Annotated in this window: 13 protein-coding genes and 1 pseudogene; 4 read left to right on the forward strand and 10 right to left on the reverse strand. The window is 65.0% G+C overall.

The genetic code is table 11. From position 1 onward, the window contains the following. A pseudogene (locus ACZYOF_RS11845) lies at positions 1–109 on the forward strand (IS5/IS1182 family transposase); the annotation flags it as partial. Between the two features lie 13 nt (positions 110–122). On the opposite strand, the gene ACZYOF_RS11850 reads toward ACZYOF_RS11845, so the two are convergent. The 4 genes from ACZYOF_RS11850 to ACZYOF_RS11865 all read right to left on the reverse strand — a co-directional run bounded on the left by ACZYOF_RS11850 (position 123) and on the right by ACZYOF_RS11865 (position 5,982). Next, the gene (locus tag ACZYOF_RS11850; protein WP_130580909.1) at positions 123–800 is read right to left on the reverse strand and encodes a class I SAM-dependent methyltransferase; all 678 of its coding nucleotides are present in this window, start codon (positions 798–800) and stop codon (positions 123–125) included. 250 nt (positions 801–1,050) lie between these two features. Next, positions 1,051–2,427: a sensor histidine kinase gene (locus ACZYOF_RS11855; RefSeq protein ID WP_463715863.1), complete on the reverse strand. Its 1,377-nt coding sequence runs from the start codon at positions 2,425–2,427 to the stop codon at positions 1,051–1,053. Continuing rightward, on the reverse strand, positions 2,424–3,098 hold the full coding sequence (locus ACZYOF_RS11860; RefSeq protein WP_130580907.1) for a response regulator transcription factor: 675 nt from the start codon (positions 3,096–3,098) through the stop codon (positions 2,424–2,426). The genes ACZYOF_RS11855 and ACZYOF_RS11860 overlap by 4 nt, the downstream gene beginning before the upstream one ends. A gap of 76 nt (positions 3,099–3,174) precedes the next feature. Continuing rightward, positions 3,175–5,982: a cation-translocating P-type ATPase gene (locus ACZYOF_RS11865; RefSeq protein ID WP_463715864.1), complete on the reverse strand. Its 2,808-nt coding sequence runs from the start codon at positions 5,980–5,982 to the stop codon at positions 3,175–3,177. A gap of 90 nt (positions 5,983–6,072) precedes the next feature. On the opposite strand from ACZYOF_RS11865, the gene ACZYOF_RS11870 reads away from it, so the two are divergent. After that, on the forward strand, positions 6,073–6,204 hold the full coding sequence (locus tag ACZYOF_RS11870; RefSeq protein ID WP_282530071.1) for a hypothetical protein: 132 nt from the start codon (positions 6,073–6,075) through the stop codon (positions 6,202–6,204). Positions 6,205–6,217: 13 nt separating this feature from the next. Continuing rightward, positions 6,218–7,120, forward strand: coding sequence for a universal stress protein (locus ACZYOF_RS11875; RefSeq protein ID WP_463715865.1), 903 nt, complete (start codon positions 6,218–6,220; stop codon positions 7,118–7,120). A 47-nt stretch (positions 7,121–7,167) separates the two neighbouring features. On the opposite strand, the gene ACZYOF_RS11880 is transcribed toward ACZYOF_RS11875, so the two are convergent. The 4 genes from ACZYOF_RS11880 to ACZYOF_RS11895 form a co-directional block, all read right to left on the reverse strand. Then, positions 7,168–8,286, reverse strand: a complete 1,119-nt coding sequence (locus tag ACZYOF_RS11880; protein WP_463715866.1) for an ABC-type transport auxiliary lipoprotein family protein — start codon at positions 8,284–8,286, stop codon at positions 7,168–7,170. Positions 8,287–8,299: 13 nt separating this feature from the next. Continuing rightward, positions 8,300–9,031 carry an ABC transporter ATP-binding protein gene (locus tag ACZYOF_RS11885; RefSeq protein WP_394565217.1) on the reverse strand — a complete coding sequence of 244 codons (732 nt, stop codon included), beginning with the start codon at positions 9,029–9,031 and terminating at the stop codon, positions 8,300–8,302. A 2-nt stretch (positions 9,032–9,033) separates the two neighbouring features. After that, positions 9,034–10,155 (reverse strand): MlaE family ABC transporter permease, encoded by a 1,122-nt coding sequence (locus ACZYOF_RS11890; protein WP_463715867.1) that lies wholly within the window; start codon positions 10,153–10,155, stop codon positions 9,034–9,036. A 481-nt stretch (positions 10,156–10,636) separates the two neighbouring features. After that, on the reverse strand, positions 10,637–11,509 hold the full coding sequence (locus tag ACZYOF_RS11895) for an NmrA family NAD(P)-binding protein (RefSeq protein ID WP_463715868.1): 873 nt from the start codon (positions 11,507–11,509) through the stop codon (positions 10,637–10,639). Positions 11,510–11,586: 77 nt separating this feature from the next. Here ACZYOF_RS11895 and ACZYOF_RS11900 point away from each other — a divergent pair, with 77 nt between their 5' ends. Beyond that, positions 11,587–12,024 carry a winged helix-turn-helix transcriptional regulator gene (locus tag ACZYOF_RS11900; RefSeq protein WP_245476431.1) on the forward strand — a complete coding sequence of 146 codons (438 nt, stop codon included), beginning with the start codon at positions 11,587–11,589 and terminating at the stop codon, positions 12,022–12,024. 31 nt (positions 12,025–12,055) lie between these two features. Here ACZYOF_RS11900 and ACZYOF_RS11905 read toward each other — a convergent pair whose 3' ends face one another. Together ACZYOF_RS11905 and ACZYOF_RS11910 are read right to left on the reverse strand one after the other, a co-directional pair. Continuing rightward, entirely contained in the window at positions 12,056–12,721 is a 666-nt protein-coding gene (locus tag ACZYOF_RS11905; RefSeq protein ID WP_165421283.1) for an energy transducer TonB, read from the reverse strand. A 577-nt stretch (positions 12,722–13,298) separates the two neighbouring features. Continuing rightward, positions 13,299–15,035, reverse strand: coding sequence for a chemotaxis protein (locus tag ACZYOF_RS11910; RefSeq protein WP_463715869.1), 1,737 nt, complete (start codon positions 15,033–15,035; stop codon positions 13,299–13,301). Position 15,036: the final 1 nt, after the last annotated feature.

Raw genomic sequence — 15,036 nt, forward strand, 5'->3', positions numbered from 1 at the left:
CTTCTCGAAACTGAAGCGTTTCAGGCGCGTTGCTACGCGCTACGAAAAAACCGCACGAAATTACTTCGCTGTCGTCGCTATCGCCGCAACTCTGCTCTGGCTAAGATAACTGTCCACGCGACCTAGCCCGGCTCCAGGACTGTTGGCGTATCCACCAATCGCGGGCGCAGCCCGAAATCGTCGAGCTGCGACTGATCCTCGATCGCGCCGGAACGCAGCGCGGACAAGCGGGACGGCGCGCGCCGCACCAGCCGATAGACGGAAGCCGGCGGCAGATTGCTCATGGTGCGGCCGACCAGCGTGGCCTTCAGCCCGAGCCGATCGAGGATCGGCCGCGGGATCGGCGCCCTCGGTCCATAGGTGAACTGATAGAACGCGCCGTTCGGACGCACATAGCGAAACGCGCCGCTTACGATCGACAGCACCTTGCGCGGCGACATCGTGAGCAACGGCAAGCCGCTCACGACCGCGCCGACCGAGCCGTCGTCAGCAAGCTTCACCGTGCCGAGCCGCGCCGCGTCCATCCACAGCACGCGCGCGCCGGGAAAGCGCAATTGCAGGATCTGGACGAATTCGGATCCGTATTCGACGATGGTGAGATCCTGCTGCCGAATTCCCTTCTGCAATAGCTTGTAGGTGAAGACGCCGGTGCCGGCGCCGAGCTCGATGATCGGGCCGGATGACGGCGTGATCTCGCGGGTGATCAGCTCAGCGAGCGCATTGCCGGATGGGGCGACCGCGCCGACCCGGCGCGGGTTGAACAGCCAGGAGAGAAAAAACGATGTGGCATCGTGAGACATGAGTCCATGACCTTGCAATAATAAGCACAGTGTCCCGGCGCCGCGCCGCAAGCCCCAGATGCGATTCGGATCAAGACGCGCTCACCATCCACGCTTGGCATTGCGAGAGCATTGCGTGTTGTGAGGAGATGATGTGATCACACGAAAGGCGCCGTAGCCCGGGTGGAGCGTCAGCGTAACCCGGGGCCGGTCGTCGATGTTGATGCAGACGTCCCGGGTTGCGCTTCGCTTCACCCGGGCTACGGGCTTGCTAGCCTACGGCCAAAGCGGGGAGCGCGATCGGTGGGAGGGAGATGCGGAAGCAGGCGCCGTGGCCGCTTCGTTCAGTGACGCTCACCTCGCCGCGATGCAGATGGATGATCTCGCGCACGAGGTTGAGGCCGAGGCCCGCGCCGCGGTGCCGCGGCTGCAGGCGGTGGAACGGCTCGAAGATGCGCTCGCGCTCTGAAGCCGGAATGCCGGGACCCTGGTCGCGAACTTCGACCGTCGCCGGCGCGCTCACGGCAACGACGATGGCGCCGCGATGGCCGCCATGCTGGATCGCATTCTGCACCAGATTGACGACCGCGCGTTCGAGCGCGCCGCGATCGCCCCACACGTCGATGCGCGCCCCCTCATGCTGCAACGATATCTCATAGCCGGCTGCGATTGCGAGCGGCGCGAGATCGGCGATCACCTGCGCGCAGAGACCTGCAAGATCGATGGCGGACGATTGCGCCAGCCGCTGCTCGAGCCGCTGCAGATCGAGCAACTGCTCGGTCAGCGTCGCAAGCCGCGAGACGTCCTCGATCAGGCGCGCCTTCTCGGCGCTTTGCGGCAGGCCTTCCAGGCGCGTGGTGAGAATCGCGATCGGCGTCCGCAACTCGTGCGCGGCGTCGGCGAGGAAGCGTCGATGCCGTTCATAGCCTTCATCGAGCCGTCCCAAGGCGTCATTGACGGCGGTCACCAGCGGCGCGATCTCGGTGGGGACGGCGCCGACCGGCAGCCTTGCGCCGCGCTTGTCGATGTCGATCTCGCCAGCCTGATGCGCGGCTTCGTCAAGGCCCGCGAGCGCGTTGCGCACCACGAGCGGGGTCGCCACCAGCGTCGTCAGCGCCATCAGGGCAAAGCCGGGCAACATCAGCCCGAAGAAAGCCAGCGTGATCTGCAGCAGCGACTGCGCATCCGAGATCCTGATCTCGCTGGTGACGATGATCTGCACCGGGCCTGCCGCGGTCTCGACCACTTTCATCTGCCCGCTGATATGACGCGAATCGTCACGGGCGCGATCCCAGCTCCGATCGCCATCGACATCGCCGCCGCCGAGACGTCCAAACTCCGGCGGCACGTTGCCCTCGGAGAGCGAATGGCCGGACTTGTCGTGGATCACGAACCACAAATTCCGCGTATCGCCGCGCAGCTCCTTCAGCGCCGGGGTCTCGCGCAGGACAAGCGTTCCGTCGGCGCTGCGCTCCACCGCGTCGCGCAGCACGTCGATGCCGCGCCCATCGTCGCGCCGATACACGCAACCGGACGCCCACAGAGTTGCAATGAGCAAGACAACAAAAGCGACGAGCAGCACCGCATGCAGCGGGATCAATCGGCGGATCAGGCGCGAGCGCAGTGACGCCGTATTCATGGCCGTCATGATGCCGCCCTCAGGAGATAGCCGACGCCGCGGATGCCGTGGATCTCGACGCCGGCGCCGGCCTCGGTGAGCTTGCGGCGCAACCGCGAGACATGCGTGTCCAGCGCATTCGACTGCACCTCTTCGTCGAGCGAATAGACGGCGGCCTCGAGTGAAGAGCGCACGACCGTGCGCCCCATCCGCCGCATCAGGGTCTGCAGCACCAGCAATTCGCGGCGCGGCAATTCCAGGAGGCGGCCATCGACCTCGGCTTCGCAATGGTTCAGATTGAAGCTAAGTCGCCCGAGCCTGACGATATCGGGCTGCAGGTCGGCGGACCGCCGCCACACCGCGCGCAGCCGCGCCAGCAATTCCTCGGCCGCAAACGGCTTGGCCAGATAATCATCGGCGCCGGTGTCGAGGCCGGTGACGCGGTCCGACAACTCGCCCCGCGCCGTCAGCACGATGACCGGGGTCGGGATCGCCTTGGCGCGGAGCTTCGGGATCAGACTGATGCCGTCGCCGTCGGGCAGGTTGCGGTCGAGCAGGATCGCGTCATAGGCGCCCGCCACCATCATTTCCGCGGCCTCCATCAGCGAGGTCACCCGGTCGGCCAGCATGTCGTAGCTTTTCAGGACCGCAGACAAGGCCGACGCCATCTCGTCTTCGTCCTCAACCAGAAGTATTCGCACCACCCTGACCCAGGCAATTCAAGTTGACCTGGTTCCATAGAGCCGCTGGATTGCGGCTACATTGCGTGTTTGCCGGTTATCGGGGCGCAAAAGGCGCGCTCGACAGGCCGCCGATCCCCCGCATCACGGCCTTGCTCAGTTCGCGCAGCCACAATACCGAGCTTGCGACGGCGGCGCAGAACAGCCAGTCGCCGGCACTCAGGCTCACGGTCGAGAACGCTTCCTGGAGGAAGGGCGCATAGACAACCAGCGCGTGCATCAGGAGCGAAAGCGCCACCGCCGCCCAGAGCCAGCCATTAGTGAAGAGGCCATGGAATGCGCTGAGCTCGTCGGAACGGGCGTTGAAGACGTTGAAAAGCTGGAACAGCACCAGCGTCGTGAAGGCCATGGTTCGCCCATAGGCGATCGTGCCTGAACCTTCGATCAGGCCGCCCGGAAGCGAGGCGTCCAGCACCAATAGCGTGCCGGCGGCCATAATGATCCCGACCAGGAAAATCCCGCCCCACATTTGGCGCGTCATGACGCCCTCATCGCGCGGGCGCGGCGGACGCAGCATGATGGCCGGGTCCGCCGGGTCGACCGCGACGGCGAGCGCGGGCGCGCCGTCGGTCACCAGGTTGATCCAGAGGATCTGCGTCGCCAGCAGCGGAAGCACGACGACACCGCCGGCGGCAGAAAGTCCGATTGTATCAGCCAGCACGACGCCGAAGAACATCGTCAAGACCTCGCCGATATTCGACGACAGCAGATAGCGCAGGAATTTCCGGATATTGGCGAAGATCGCGCGGCCCTCCTCGACCGCGGCAACGATGGTGGCAAAATTGTCGTCGGCGAGGACCATGTCGGCCGCCTCCTTGGAGACGTCGGTGCCCGTAATCCCCATGGCGACACCAATGTCGGCGGCCTTCAGCGCCGGGGCATCGTTGACCCCGTCCCCGGTCATCGCCACGGTTTCCCCTGCCCGCTGCAAAGCCCGCACGATGCGGAGCTTGTGACTGGGATTGACGCGGGCATAGACCGAGACCTCCTGGACAATGCGGTCGAGCTCTTGCTCCGTCATGGCCTCTAACTCGGCGCCGGACACCGCGCGCTGGCCTGATGTGATGATGCCGAGCTCGGCGGCGATGATCGCCGCGGTCTTGGGATGATCGCCGGTGATCATGATGGGGCGGATGCCTGCTGCCCGGCTGCGTGCGACCGCATCGCGCGCTTCCTGACGGGGCGGATCGATCATGCCGATCAGGCCGAGAAAGACGAGGTCCTGCTCGACATTCTCATCGAATGCATCACGCTGCGACGTTTCCGCGGGCAGCGAGCGGAACGCAACACCAAGCGTCCGCAACGCTTCCTCGGCCAGCGCGTCGTTGCTCGCCATGATCTCCGACTTACGCGCGTCGCTGAGCGTGACCGCATCTTCTCCGACGAGTTCGTGGGTGCAGCGCGCGAGCAGGACATCGGGCGCGCCCTTGGTCACCGCGATCAGGCGGTCGCGCCGCTCCGCATCCGTATGCACCGTGCTCATCAATTTGCGTTCGGACGAGAACGGAATCTCGCCGATCCGGGCGAAGCGCTGATCGAGCGCGGCGGGCAGCAGACCGGCCTTGCAAGCGGCCACGATCAATGCGCCTTCGGTCGGATCGCCCTGCACGATCCAGGCGCCATCGCGTTCCTCCAGTATCGAATTGTTGGCGCGTTCGGCCGCCGTCAGCGTGCGCTCAAGCTCAAACTGCAGCGCGCCGTTGTCCGACGCATCGCCGACCAGATGCACGTCTCCCTCCGGCGCATAGCCGGTGCCGGAGAGATTGGTGCAGCCGCTCGCCGTCACGACCCGGCGCACCGTCATCTCGTTCCTGGTCAAGGTGCCGGTCTTGTCGGATGCGATGACGGTCGCCGAACCGAGCGCTTCCACGGCGGCGAGACGACGGATGATGGCATTCTTCTTCGCCATCCGCTGCATGCCGATGGACAGCACGGCGGTGACCACCGCCGGCAGTCCTTCCGGAACCGCGGCGACGGCCAGCGCCACGCCGAGGAGCAGCACCGCGAAAATCTCGGAGAAGCCGTTGACGTCGCTGACGAGAAAGATCGTGCCGATCATGGCCACTGCGATCAGCACGACCGTGATCGCAAGCATCTTGCCGACGCGCGCGAGCTCTCGCTGCAGCGGCGTGGTCTCCTGCGGCGCTTCCCGCAGCATGCCGGCGATCCGGCCCATCTGGGTCCGCATCCCCGTGGCGGTGACCACCGCGCGGCCATGCCCATAGACCGCGGTGGTCCCGCTGAAGAGCATGTTGTGCCGGTCGCCGAGCTCAGCCTCTCCTGCCACCGGCGCGACGAGCTTGCTCACCGGCAGGCTTTCGCCGGTGAGCGCGGCTTCCGCCGTCTGCAGCGCGGCAGACTCGATCAGCCGGGCGTCGGCCGGAATGGTGTCGCCTTCCGCGATGACGATGATGTCGCCCGGCACCAGCTCGGCCGCCGGGATATTGCGCCGCTCGCCATCGCGGACTACGTTGGCGTGCGCGGCGGACATCTCACGCAACGCGGCTGCGGCGCGCTCCGCCCGGGCCTCCTGGAGGTAGCCCATGAGCGCGTTGAGCAGCACGATGGCAAGGATCGCGATGGCCTCGTAAGGCAGCGCGGTTTCATGCTCATTCAGCCAGATCGCGATCGAGATGACCGCCGCCGCGATCAACAGAAGCACCAGCACGTCGGTGAACTGATCGAGGAATTTCAGCCATTCGGGACGCGGTGGCGCCGTATCCAGTTCGTTTCGGCCATCGCGCGCGAGGCGCCGCTCGGCCTCTGCACCGCTCAGGCCGCGCGCGGCATCCGTATGCAGGGCGGCCACCGTCTCCGCCGCCGTCTGCCGGTGTGCCTCGTGCATCGTCGGATCGGAGGATTTTCTGTGCATGCTGCAATGATACGTTGCGATGACGTTTCCTGGTACCGGGAACCGCGCCTGTCGGGATGATCCATGTCAATCGACACGACGCGATCGACGCTGCAGGATGCAGGTGAACGAAATGTCGCAGTCACGACCGTTGCGGTCTCGCGCCGGAACCCGGACGATCGCATCGCGCCGAGGAACCACGACACGCATGGCTGAAAGGTAGCGTCAGATGAGCGAAGCAAGCCCGACGAGAGAGCCGCCGAAGTCGATCCTGCTCGCCACCGATCTCAGCCCTCGCTGCGACCGCGCGCTCGATCGCGCCGTGCTGTTGTCGCAGTCATGGCAGGCAAAGCTCGTGATCCTGCACGTTCTCGAAAAACTTCAGGATGCGGATGTCGATCCGACCGTTCCGTCCTGGCGACGCCCTCCCGATCCCGTCAGCGTAGCAGCAAAGCAGTTGCTGGCCGATATCGGCCCGCTGGCGAAGACGGCCGATATCGTGATCGATGAAGGCGACCCGGCCGAGGCGATCGTGCGCACCGCAGAAAAGAAAGGATGCGATCTCATCATAACCGGCGTTGCAAGGGACGAGCCGTTCGGGCGACTTTTCCTTGGTACGACGGTCGACCGTCTGCTTCGCAGTTCGCACACACCGATCCTGATCGTGAAGAAAAGGGGACAACGCGCTTACAGCCGCATCGGCGCAGCGATCGACTTTTCCGATTCATCGCGCCATGCGCTCGAAGCCGCGGTCCGCTGCTTCCCCGACCAAACGCTCATGATATTCCACGCATACGAGATGCCGATGAGTGGGTTGGCCCACGATTCCGCGGCCTATCGACGACAATGTCAGCAGGCTGTCGAACAGGACTACAAGGCCTTCCTGGCGACAGTGGAATGCGGCGAGACGATCAGGCAGCACGCACGTTCGTTCATCGAATTCGGGACGCCGGATGAAGTGCTGCGCCGGGGCGTGCGCGATATGGACATCGACCTTGTCGTGCTCGGCACCGAGGGGCGCGGCGCGCTCTCCGAAATGCTGATCGGAAGCGTCGGCAAACATCTCATGGCCGAACTGCCATGCGACGTCCTGATGATCAGGGAACCGCCCGCCGCACCAACAGCCGCCTGATCCGCTGTTTGCCGCAGCAGGTAGCGGTCAGGTCGGCTCCGCAGGACCTACCTGGATGATTCGTTTTCGTGGGCCGCCGTCCATGGGATCAACTCGCGCGCCAGCGCATCGAAAGCGGTGTTGAATGCCTTTGTCGCCGGCGCGGGGGCCAGCGTCTCGATCGGCGCTTCCTGCTGGAAGACGCGCGCGGCGCGCAGATGTCCTGATGCATCGAGGAGCTTGGCTGATAGCGCGATCACGGCGTGCGGCTGCGGCGCCGTGACGATCTCGAACTGGCGCATGTCGAGCAGCAGGCGGGACGAGCCTTCCGGCGCAGTGTCGGGCCGGAACGGCGGATGGGCGATATCGTAGTTCTCAAAACTCTGCAGCAGTTTCGCCTGCACGAGTTGCGGCAGGGCGTCGCTCCATTGCGCGTCGGCAAAATCCTTGTCGTCGTCGCCCGCGAACAGGAAGCGCTGGGTCTGCAGCGCAGTGATCGCCGTCGGCTCGGCAATGGCAAGCGTTCCCTTGAAGGGGCGAATCGGCGCATCGAACCGGCTGGCCGGGCTGAGGTCGAAAGTCGTCTTGCGCGCCGGGGCAGAACCGCCGCCCATGGTCCGATCGAGACCGGCGATGATATTGTCCAGGCGCGGGGTGTTGCGCGCGAGCCCATCGGCAAAGGTGCCGAGGTTGCCGATCGCGTCATGCAGCGGTCCAGAATTTTCGCTGAGCACCGCATCGACCTTGCGCAGCGCATCGCGCGCGGCCTGCGTCATGCTCTGTCCCGCCCCTTTCTCGGCGATCAGCGGCCCCTGCACGCGCGGCGCGTCGATGCGCTCACCACCTTCCAGCGCCACCACGGGCACGCCGGTCAGGCCCTGGAAATTGAGGCCGACCTTGGTGTCGGCGCGAACCGGCGTGCGCTCGAGCACGGCGATGGTGGCGTGGACGTCGCGCGGCCGGTCGGGCACGAATTCGAGCGAGGTGACTTCACCGACGCGGATGCCGTTGAACAGCACCGCGGCGCCCACGAGCAGGCCGGGAACGGGGCCATTGAAGACGACCTGGTAGGTCTCGCGCTTGCCGATGCCGCCGGTGTTGTTGAGCCAGTAGACGAAGCCGAACACGGCGACGATCGCCGCCAGGACGAAGGCGCCGACAACGATAAAGGGTGCGCGCGTTTCCATTGATGTCGTTCCGTTAAGCGTTGAGATGAAGCATTTGCGCTCGCGCGCCGTGGAAATAGGCCCGCACCCACGGATGATCGGATTCCAGCACCGATTTCAGCGGACCGAGCGCGGCGATCTTGCCGTCGGCCAGCGCCGCGACGCGGTCGCAGACCGCGTAGAGCGTGTTGAGGTCGTGGGTGACCATGAAGACGGTGAAGCCGAGCGTCCGCTGCAGCGTCTTGATCAGGGAATCGAATTCGCCGGCGGCGATCGGGTCCAGCCCCGAGGTCGGCTCATCCAGGAACAGCAGCGCGGGATCGAGCGCGAGCGCGCGCGCCAGCGCCACGCGCTTGACCATGCCGCCGGAAAGTTCGGAGGGAAACTTGTCGCCATCGTCGACGGTGAGGCCGACCATCTCGAGCTTCGCATTGGCGATCTCGTCCAGCAGCGACGGCGACAGATGCGCGGCCTCGCGCAGCGGGAATTGCACGTTCTGCCGTGCGTTCAGCGCCGAGAACAGCGCGCCCTGCTGAAACAGCACGCCGCTCCGGCCGCCGTTTTCGGCAAGCTCGATGATGCCGCCGCGCTTCGGCAGCAATCCGATGATCGTGCGCATCAGCACGGATTTGCCGCCGCCGGACGCGCCGACGAGGCCCAGGATTTCGCCCTGACGGACATCGAGATTGAGATGGTCGAGCACGATCTTGCGGCCGAAGCCGACGATGAGATCCTGCACGTGGATGGCGATACGTTCTTCGGTCACGGCTACATTCCGATCGAGGCGAAGAACACGGCGAACAGGCCGTCGAGCACGATGACCAGGAAGATCGACTTGACCACGGAGGACGTCGTCTGCTGTCCGAGCGATTCCGCGCTGCCCTTGACGCGAAGCCCCTCGCTCGCGGCGATCAGGCCGATGACCAGCGCCATGAACGGCGCCTTGATCATGCCGACCTCAAAGCTGTTGATCGAGACAGCCTCGTGCAGCCGCGCGATGAAGATCGCCGGACCCATGCCGCCATAGAGCCAGGTGACGAGCCCGCCGCCATAGAGCGCGGCCATCGACCCCAAGAAGGTGAGGATCGGCAGCGCGATCACCAGCGCCAGCACCCGCGGCAGGATCAGGACCTCGACGGGATCGAGGCCCATGGTCGTGAGCGCATCGATCTCCTCGCGCATCTTCATCGAGCCGATCTCGGCGGTGTAGGCGCTGCCGGAACGTCCGGCCACCATGATCGCGACGATCAGGACGCCGAGCTCGCGCAGCACCAGGATGCCGACCATGTCGACGACGTAGGAATCGGCGCCGAACTTGCGGAAATGGAAAATGCCCTGCTGGGCGATGATGGCGCCGATCAGGAACGTGATCAGCGCCATGATCGGGATCGCGCGCCAGCCGACCTGGCCGAGCTGATAGACGGTGGAGGTGAAGCGAAACGATCGCGGATGGCGCAGCGTCCGGAACAGCGCGATGCCGACACAGCCGAGCATGTCGAGGAAGACCATGGTCTCGGCAATGACGCCACGTCCGACCCGCTCGAGCAGGTCGGCGAGCGCGTTGGTGCGCCGCGCGGGCGCCGGCGGCCTGCGGTTCAGTTTCCGAACTTCGCCGATCAATCCGGAATAGCTGGCGGAAAGGCCGGTTATCTCGGCCTCAGTCGTTTGCGCCGGCCCGCCGCGCGCCAATTTCTCGATCAACCAGGCGCCCACCGTGTCGAGCGCGGTGATCCCGCTGAGGTCGATCTTGCGGATGCCATTCGCAAGTCGCGGCTGGATGCCTGCGCACAGCCGCTCCAGAATCTCGACATTGGCAACCGTCCACGCGCCACGCGGATGGAGCGAGCCGACTGCGCCGTCATCCATGGTCAGGTCAGGGGCACTGCTCAAGATGATACCTCCGGAAGTCCGGACGCGACCCTAGCCAGGCCGGCCGGCAATCGTTTGACACAGCGCAATAAAGGCCCCGGCTGGCCCGAACCTTGAGGGCGTGATCATGCCGCAGGGCTATGCGGCAGCATCGTAGCCCGGGTGGAGCAGAACGCGTAACCCGGGGACATCTGCATCAACGTTTGCGAGCGGCCCCGGGTTACGCTGGCGCTCCACCCGGGCTACGGCATTGAAGGTTTCGCTCGGCGGCCGGGGTTAATTCACTCCGGCTTCGCCACGCCCGCTGCCGTCATTCCGGGGCGATGCGCAACATCGAGCTATGATGTGCAATTGCACATCAGAGAATCCATTTCTCCGCTGTCACCTGCTGCCTGATGGATTCCGGGCTCGCGCTGCGCCCGCCCCGGAATGACGGCCCGTTATTGCTGAGCTCGAGAGCGGCCCCGGGTTGCGCTGGCGCTCCACCCGGGCTACGGGCCGTCTATCGCGCGAGCGCTGCTGACACCGATTCGGCTATCGGCGTCGTGGGGCGACCGATGAGCGCGCTCAATTGCCTGGAGTCGTCATAGAGCGCGCCATTGGCCGCTTTGGCATCGCTGTCCGCCAAGAGCGCCGCGAAGGCTTCCGGCAAGCCGATCGACACCAGCGCAGCCTTGTAATCGGCCTCCGGCAAATCCTTGTACACGACGGGCTTGCCGGACTGCCTGGCGATCTCGGCGGCATAGTCGGCGAGCGTATAGCCATTGTCGCCGGCAAGCTCGTAGATCTGGCCCGCCTGATCGTCGCGGCTTGCGAGCACGGCCGCCGCAGCCGCGGCATAGTCGGCGCGCGCGGCGAGCGAGAAGCGGCCATCCGCTGCAGAGCCCAGCACAGCGCCGTGCTGGATCGCGGCGGCGACGTTGGCGGTATAGTTCTCGGTGTACCAGCCGTTACGCAGGAATACGAACGGCACGCCGGATGCGCGGATCAGCGCTTCCGTCTTGCGGTGCTCTTCCGCCAGCGCCAGCGAGCTGGTATCGGCATGGAGGATGCTGGTGTAGGCGAGCAGCTTCACGCCCGCCGCTTTGGCCGCATCGATGACATGGCCGTGTTGGCGGACGCGCTGCCCGATCTCGCTCGAGGAGATCAGAAGCACCTTGTCGGCGCCGGCGAGCGCGGCCTCGACGGCGGCGGGGTCTTCATAATTGGCGGTGCGAAGCTCGACACCGCGCGCCGCCAGGTCTTTGCCGGCGACGGGGTCGCGGACGATGCCAATCGGATGCGCGCCAGGGGCGATCCGCAAGAGCTCGGCGATGACGAGGCGACCCAACTGGCCGGTTGCCCCGGTGATGGCGATACGTTCGGAAATTGTCATGTTCCTCTTCCTGGTCTAAAATCTAGACCAGGCCTAGATACGAGGCCGCCTGGGATCGCGGAAGGAGGCAGTTTTTGGTGACAGGGTTACGCGCAAATAACCTTCGGCCGGCCCATGAGTGCCTGGCGCAGCGCTTCCAGAGCTGGAGCAGCGGCGAGTTCGACCTCGGGCTCTGCCCGGTGCGTGGCATCCTCGATCGTCTCGGCGACAAGTGGACCACCTTGATCGTGATCGTGCTCGCGCAGCGGCCGCATCGCTTCAGCGAGATCCGGCGGTCGATCCCCGACATCTCCAAGCGCATGCTGACGCAGACGCTTCGCGACCTCGAGCGCGACGGCATGATCACGCGCCGCGTGTTCCCGACCAAGCCGCCGAGCGTCGAGTACGGGCTAACGGAGCTCGGCGAATCCCTGCTCGAACCGTTGGCCCAACTCGTCACCTGGGCGGAGAAGAGCCAGCCGAAGATTGCGACGGCGAGATCGGCGTTCGATGCGGCGGAAGCGTCGCGGGGCTAGAGCGTTTTTCGAGCGACTTGCGATGCAGATCTCACGACGGATCGAAGCCGAGCGCGACTTCCACTTTCATGGAATCGGGAAGCGCCGACGGTATCTGCGGCAATGGCTGGGCGCGCCTGATGGTATCGATCGCGGCCTGATCGAGCAGGGGCTGACCGGAGCTGGTCTTGACCCAGGTGCCGAGCAACTTCCCGTCGCGGCCGACCGAGAAGACCGCAAGCACCGTCCCCTGCAGATGCTGCCGTTCGGCGGCGCGCGGATAGCGCTGGAATTTGGCGATATGACGCAACAGGGTTTCCCTGAACTGCAGCATCGCGGCGTTCGGCACGGCATCTGCGGAACGCAGCGGGATCCTGCTCGGAACGGCAGGTTCGGAAGGCGGCGTCTCTTCGGCCGGCAATACCGCCAGCACGTTGCGTGACATGTCGGCCGGCGTCTCAGTCGGAGCCTTGCCCGGGTTCGTTGCGTTCACGGCCGTTGACTGCGACGCCTGGATCACGGGTATCGGCAGCGGATCCGGACGCGGCAAGAGCTGGACCTCGACGATCGCCATCGGCTCGGGCCGCCCGGCGGACCTGTGGAGCTGAAGGTGAAGCCAATATACGCCGCCCACGAAAAGTAACCCGACGATCGCCGGAAACAGCATCAGCCGAAAGCCCTGCCCCACCAGTGAGGCATCCGGATCGTCATCGGTCACGAAGGATTTCATCGCGCAGTGCTTACCGTGACGATCGCGCGCACGGGCTGAGGGGCTTCAGCGCCGACATGCGCCCCCAATAGCGAACCCCGCGCCAGCATCCGGTCATCTCGTTCGTGCCTGTCTTCCGTGAAATCATCCGGCCCGCAAAGCGGCTCGCCAGCGAGGGGCGCGGCTTCGGCCGGAAGCTAGCTCATATAGCCTCTTTGTGACAGAAATCTATTTCTGCGGCGCTGCCGGCGCCATCGTCGATGGCCGGGTTGTCGTGCTCGAGAGCTGGGTAGGTTTTTTCACGTTTCTTCGCCAATGACGTCCTGCGTCATGCCGGCTGGCCGCAGCAACGCGCATGGAGGAGGATTAGGCGTTGGTATCGCCTGATGGGGCGGCAAATTCCGCCGGACCGACGCCAAGCCGATCTCGGCGAAACCATTCCCTCTTAGAGCATTTTCGGTTCTGATTGAATCAGAACCGAAGCTCTAGATTCTTATTTTGACGCGTTTTCTGCGCAGATAAGTCTACGCAATCTGCGTAAACTTGATTGCTGTGCGAACCGGCGTCCACTCCGCTCGAAAACGCCCTAGAACAGCAGCACGCCGTCGTCGTGCACCTCCGGCTCAGGCCGGTGCGGCGTAGATTTTGACATCACGCCGAGGCGCTGCAGGACATCCCGATGGACCTGCCGCTCCCGTTCCATCGTGTACTGCGCGAACAGATCGTCCAGCACCGCCTCATCGCTCGAAGTCAGCGACAGCTTTCCGATCGTTACGCTCGACGCCTCGAGGCGCGAGGCAGCAGCCGGAAGGGACGCGGACGCTTCGCCGAGTGCGGTCATCAGATCGCGGGCACCACCCATCAAGGCCTCGAACTCGGCACCCTCGTGGACGAGCCGGTCCATCAACCGACCGAGCCGCGCGTTGCCGGCCTCGATCTCCTGCAGCGTTTGCAGAATCGACGGCTCGAGCCTGGTCAATTGCGCGGGATTTCCATGAGCGCGCAGCTCCTTGAGATCGCCGGCCGCGCGCTCGATGCGGTCGAGGATCGGCTGCAGCCTGGAAGCACCGGCGGAGACCTGATCCGCGGTCATCTTGAGCTCGTTGGCGATCACGACGAACGCATTGCCCTTGACGCCCAGATGGCCGGCCTTGAGGCTGGCATTCATGCCGATCAGGATGATGTCGACGACGGCCTCGCCAAGGCCCGTGATCGCCAGACGAAACTTGCCGAGCGTATCCTCGACGACGGAGAGGGCAGCATCGACCGATCTGCCCGAACTCTCACAAGTCGCAATCAGCTCCGAGGCCTGCGCCAGCGTTTGCTTGATGACGGCAAGGAACGACGGGGCCTCGCCGTCGTAGCCGCCATATACCGAGCGACCTTGCGCGACCACGCCGGTTGCATCGGCAAGGATGGCATTCAGCGAACGGACGATCGCGCCGATATCATCGCCGAACTCGCGATCCGCATCCTTGAGCTGCGCGGCCTGGAGCTGGCAGACGATTTTGGCTTTCTGCGCGCTGACATCCGCCTCAAGCGCCAGAACGATGCGCGCCGGCATCCCGTTGGCACGCCCCAAGCCGCCGCAGACATGCTCCAGACGTTGCCGCGTGCTGTCGCCCGACTGCAGCGAGATGATCGCGCTGCCGACGGCATCGGCGATCTTCTTCGTGCTCCTGCCCGCGAGCTCGACAAGATGGACGCTCTTGTCCTGCTGCTCGCGCATCCCGGCATAGGCCGAGATCAGGCCGGCGCTCGCCGAGAGAAGCTGCTCCCGATAGAGCTTCTCGAATTCCTTCTGCCGGTTGAGCGCAGTTTCGACCGCTACCGACAGCAGCTTCTGATCGCGCGCACAGCCTTCGATCGAATGCTGGACCGATTGCCCGAGCTCGAATACCTCCTTCGTGAAATCAAGGAAGCTGTCGCGGTCGCCGTCCAGCGACGCCGCCTCGATGCGCGCGCTCCGCGCGATGATGGAAATCATCTGGATGTGCTTGAAGAGCGGCGCGATCTGCGCGGATGCCGCCTCGGCATCCTCGCCGATCCGCCCGAGAAGCGCGCTTTCCGCCGGCAGCGCCTCGGCAAGAGCGTTCAGCCGGCCGGCAATATCCTGAAGCGCCGTCGAGGCGCCTTCGATTTCCGCGCCCGACATTTCGCGCGAGAGCCCGGTGAGCGCGCCCTCCAGCTCCTTGAACAGGGCGTGACCGCGACCGAGATGATTGCCGACCTTGGCAAAACTATCCTCGATGCGGGACGACACCTCCTCGATGGAGGCAACTGCCGCAGTGACCGTGTCGGTCTGGACGTCGGGAGAGATCATT

This window comes from Bradyrhizobium sp. LeoA1Lang (assembly GCF_055413685.1).

What these genes read in the sequence shown, in the direction of transcription:
- ACZYOF_RS11865 (WP_463715864.1), bottom strand. Translation starts at nt 5,982, where the DNA reads ATGCACGAGGCACACCGGCAGACGGCGGCGGAGACGGTGGCCGCCCTG.
- ACZYOF_RS11910 (WP_463715869.1), bottom strand. Translation starts at nt 15,035, where the DNA reads ATGATCTCTCCCGACGTCCAGACCGACACGGTCACTGCGGCAGTTGCC.
- ACZYOF_RS11855 (WP_463715863.1), bottom strand. Translation starts at nt 2,427, where the DNA reads ATGACGGCCATGAATACGGCGTCACTGCGCTCGCGCCTGATCCGCCGA.
- ACZYOF_RS11875 (WP_463715865.1), top strand. Translation starts at nt 6,218, where the DNA reads ATGAGCGAAGCAAGCCCGACGAGAGAGCCGCCGAAGTCGATCCTGCTC.
- ACZYOF_RS11850 (WP_130580909.1), bottom strand. Translation starts at nt 800, where the DNA reads ATGTCTCACGATGCCACATCGTTTTTTCTCTCCTGGCTGTTCAACCCG.
- ACZYOF_RS11870 (WP_282530071.1), top strand. Translation starts at nt 6,073, where the DNA reads ATGTCAATCGACACGACGCGATCGACGCTGCAGGATGCAGGTGAACGA.
- ACZYOF_RS11895 (WP_463715868.1), bottom strand. Translation starts at nt 11,509, where the DNA reads ATGACAATTTCCGAACGTATCGCCATCACCGGGGCAACCGGCCAGTTG.
- ACZYOF_RS11880 (WP_463715866.1), bottom strand. Translation starts at nt 8,286, where the DNA reads ATGGAAACGCGCGCACCCTTTATCGTTGTCGGCGCCTTCGTCCTGGCG.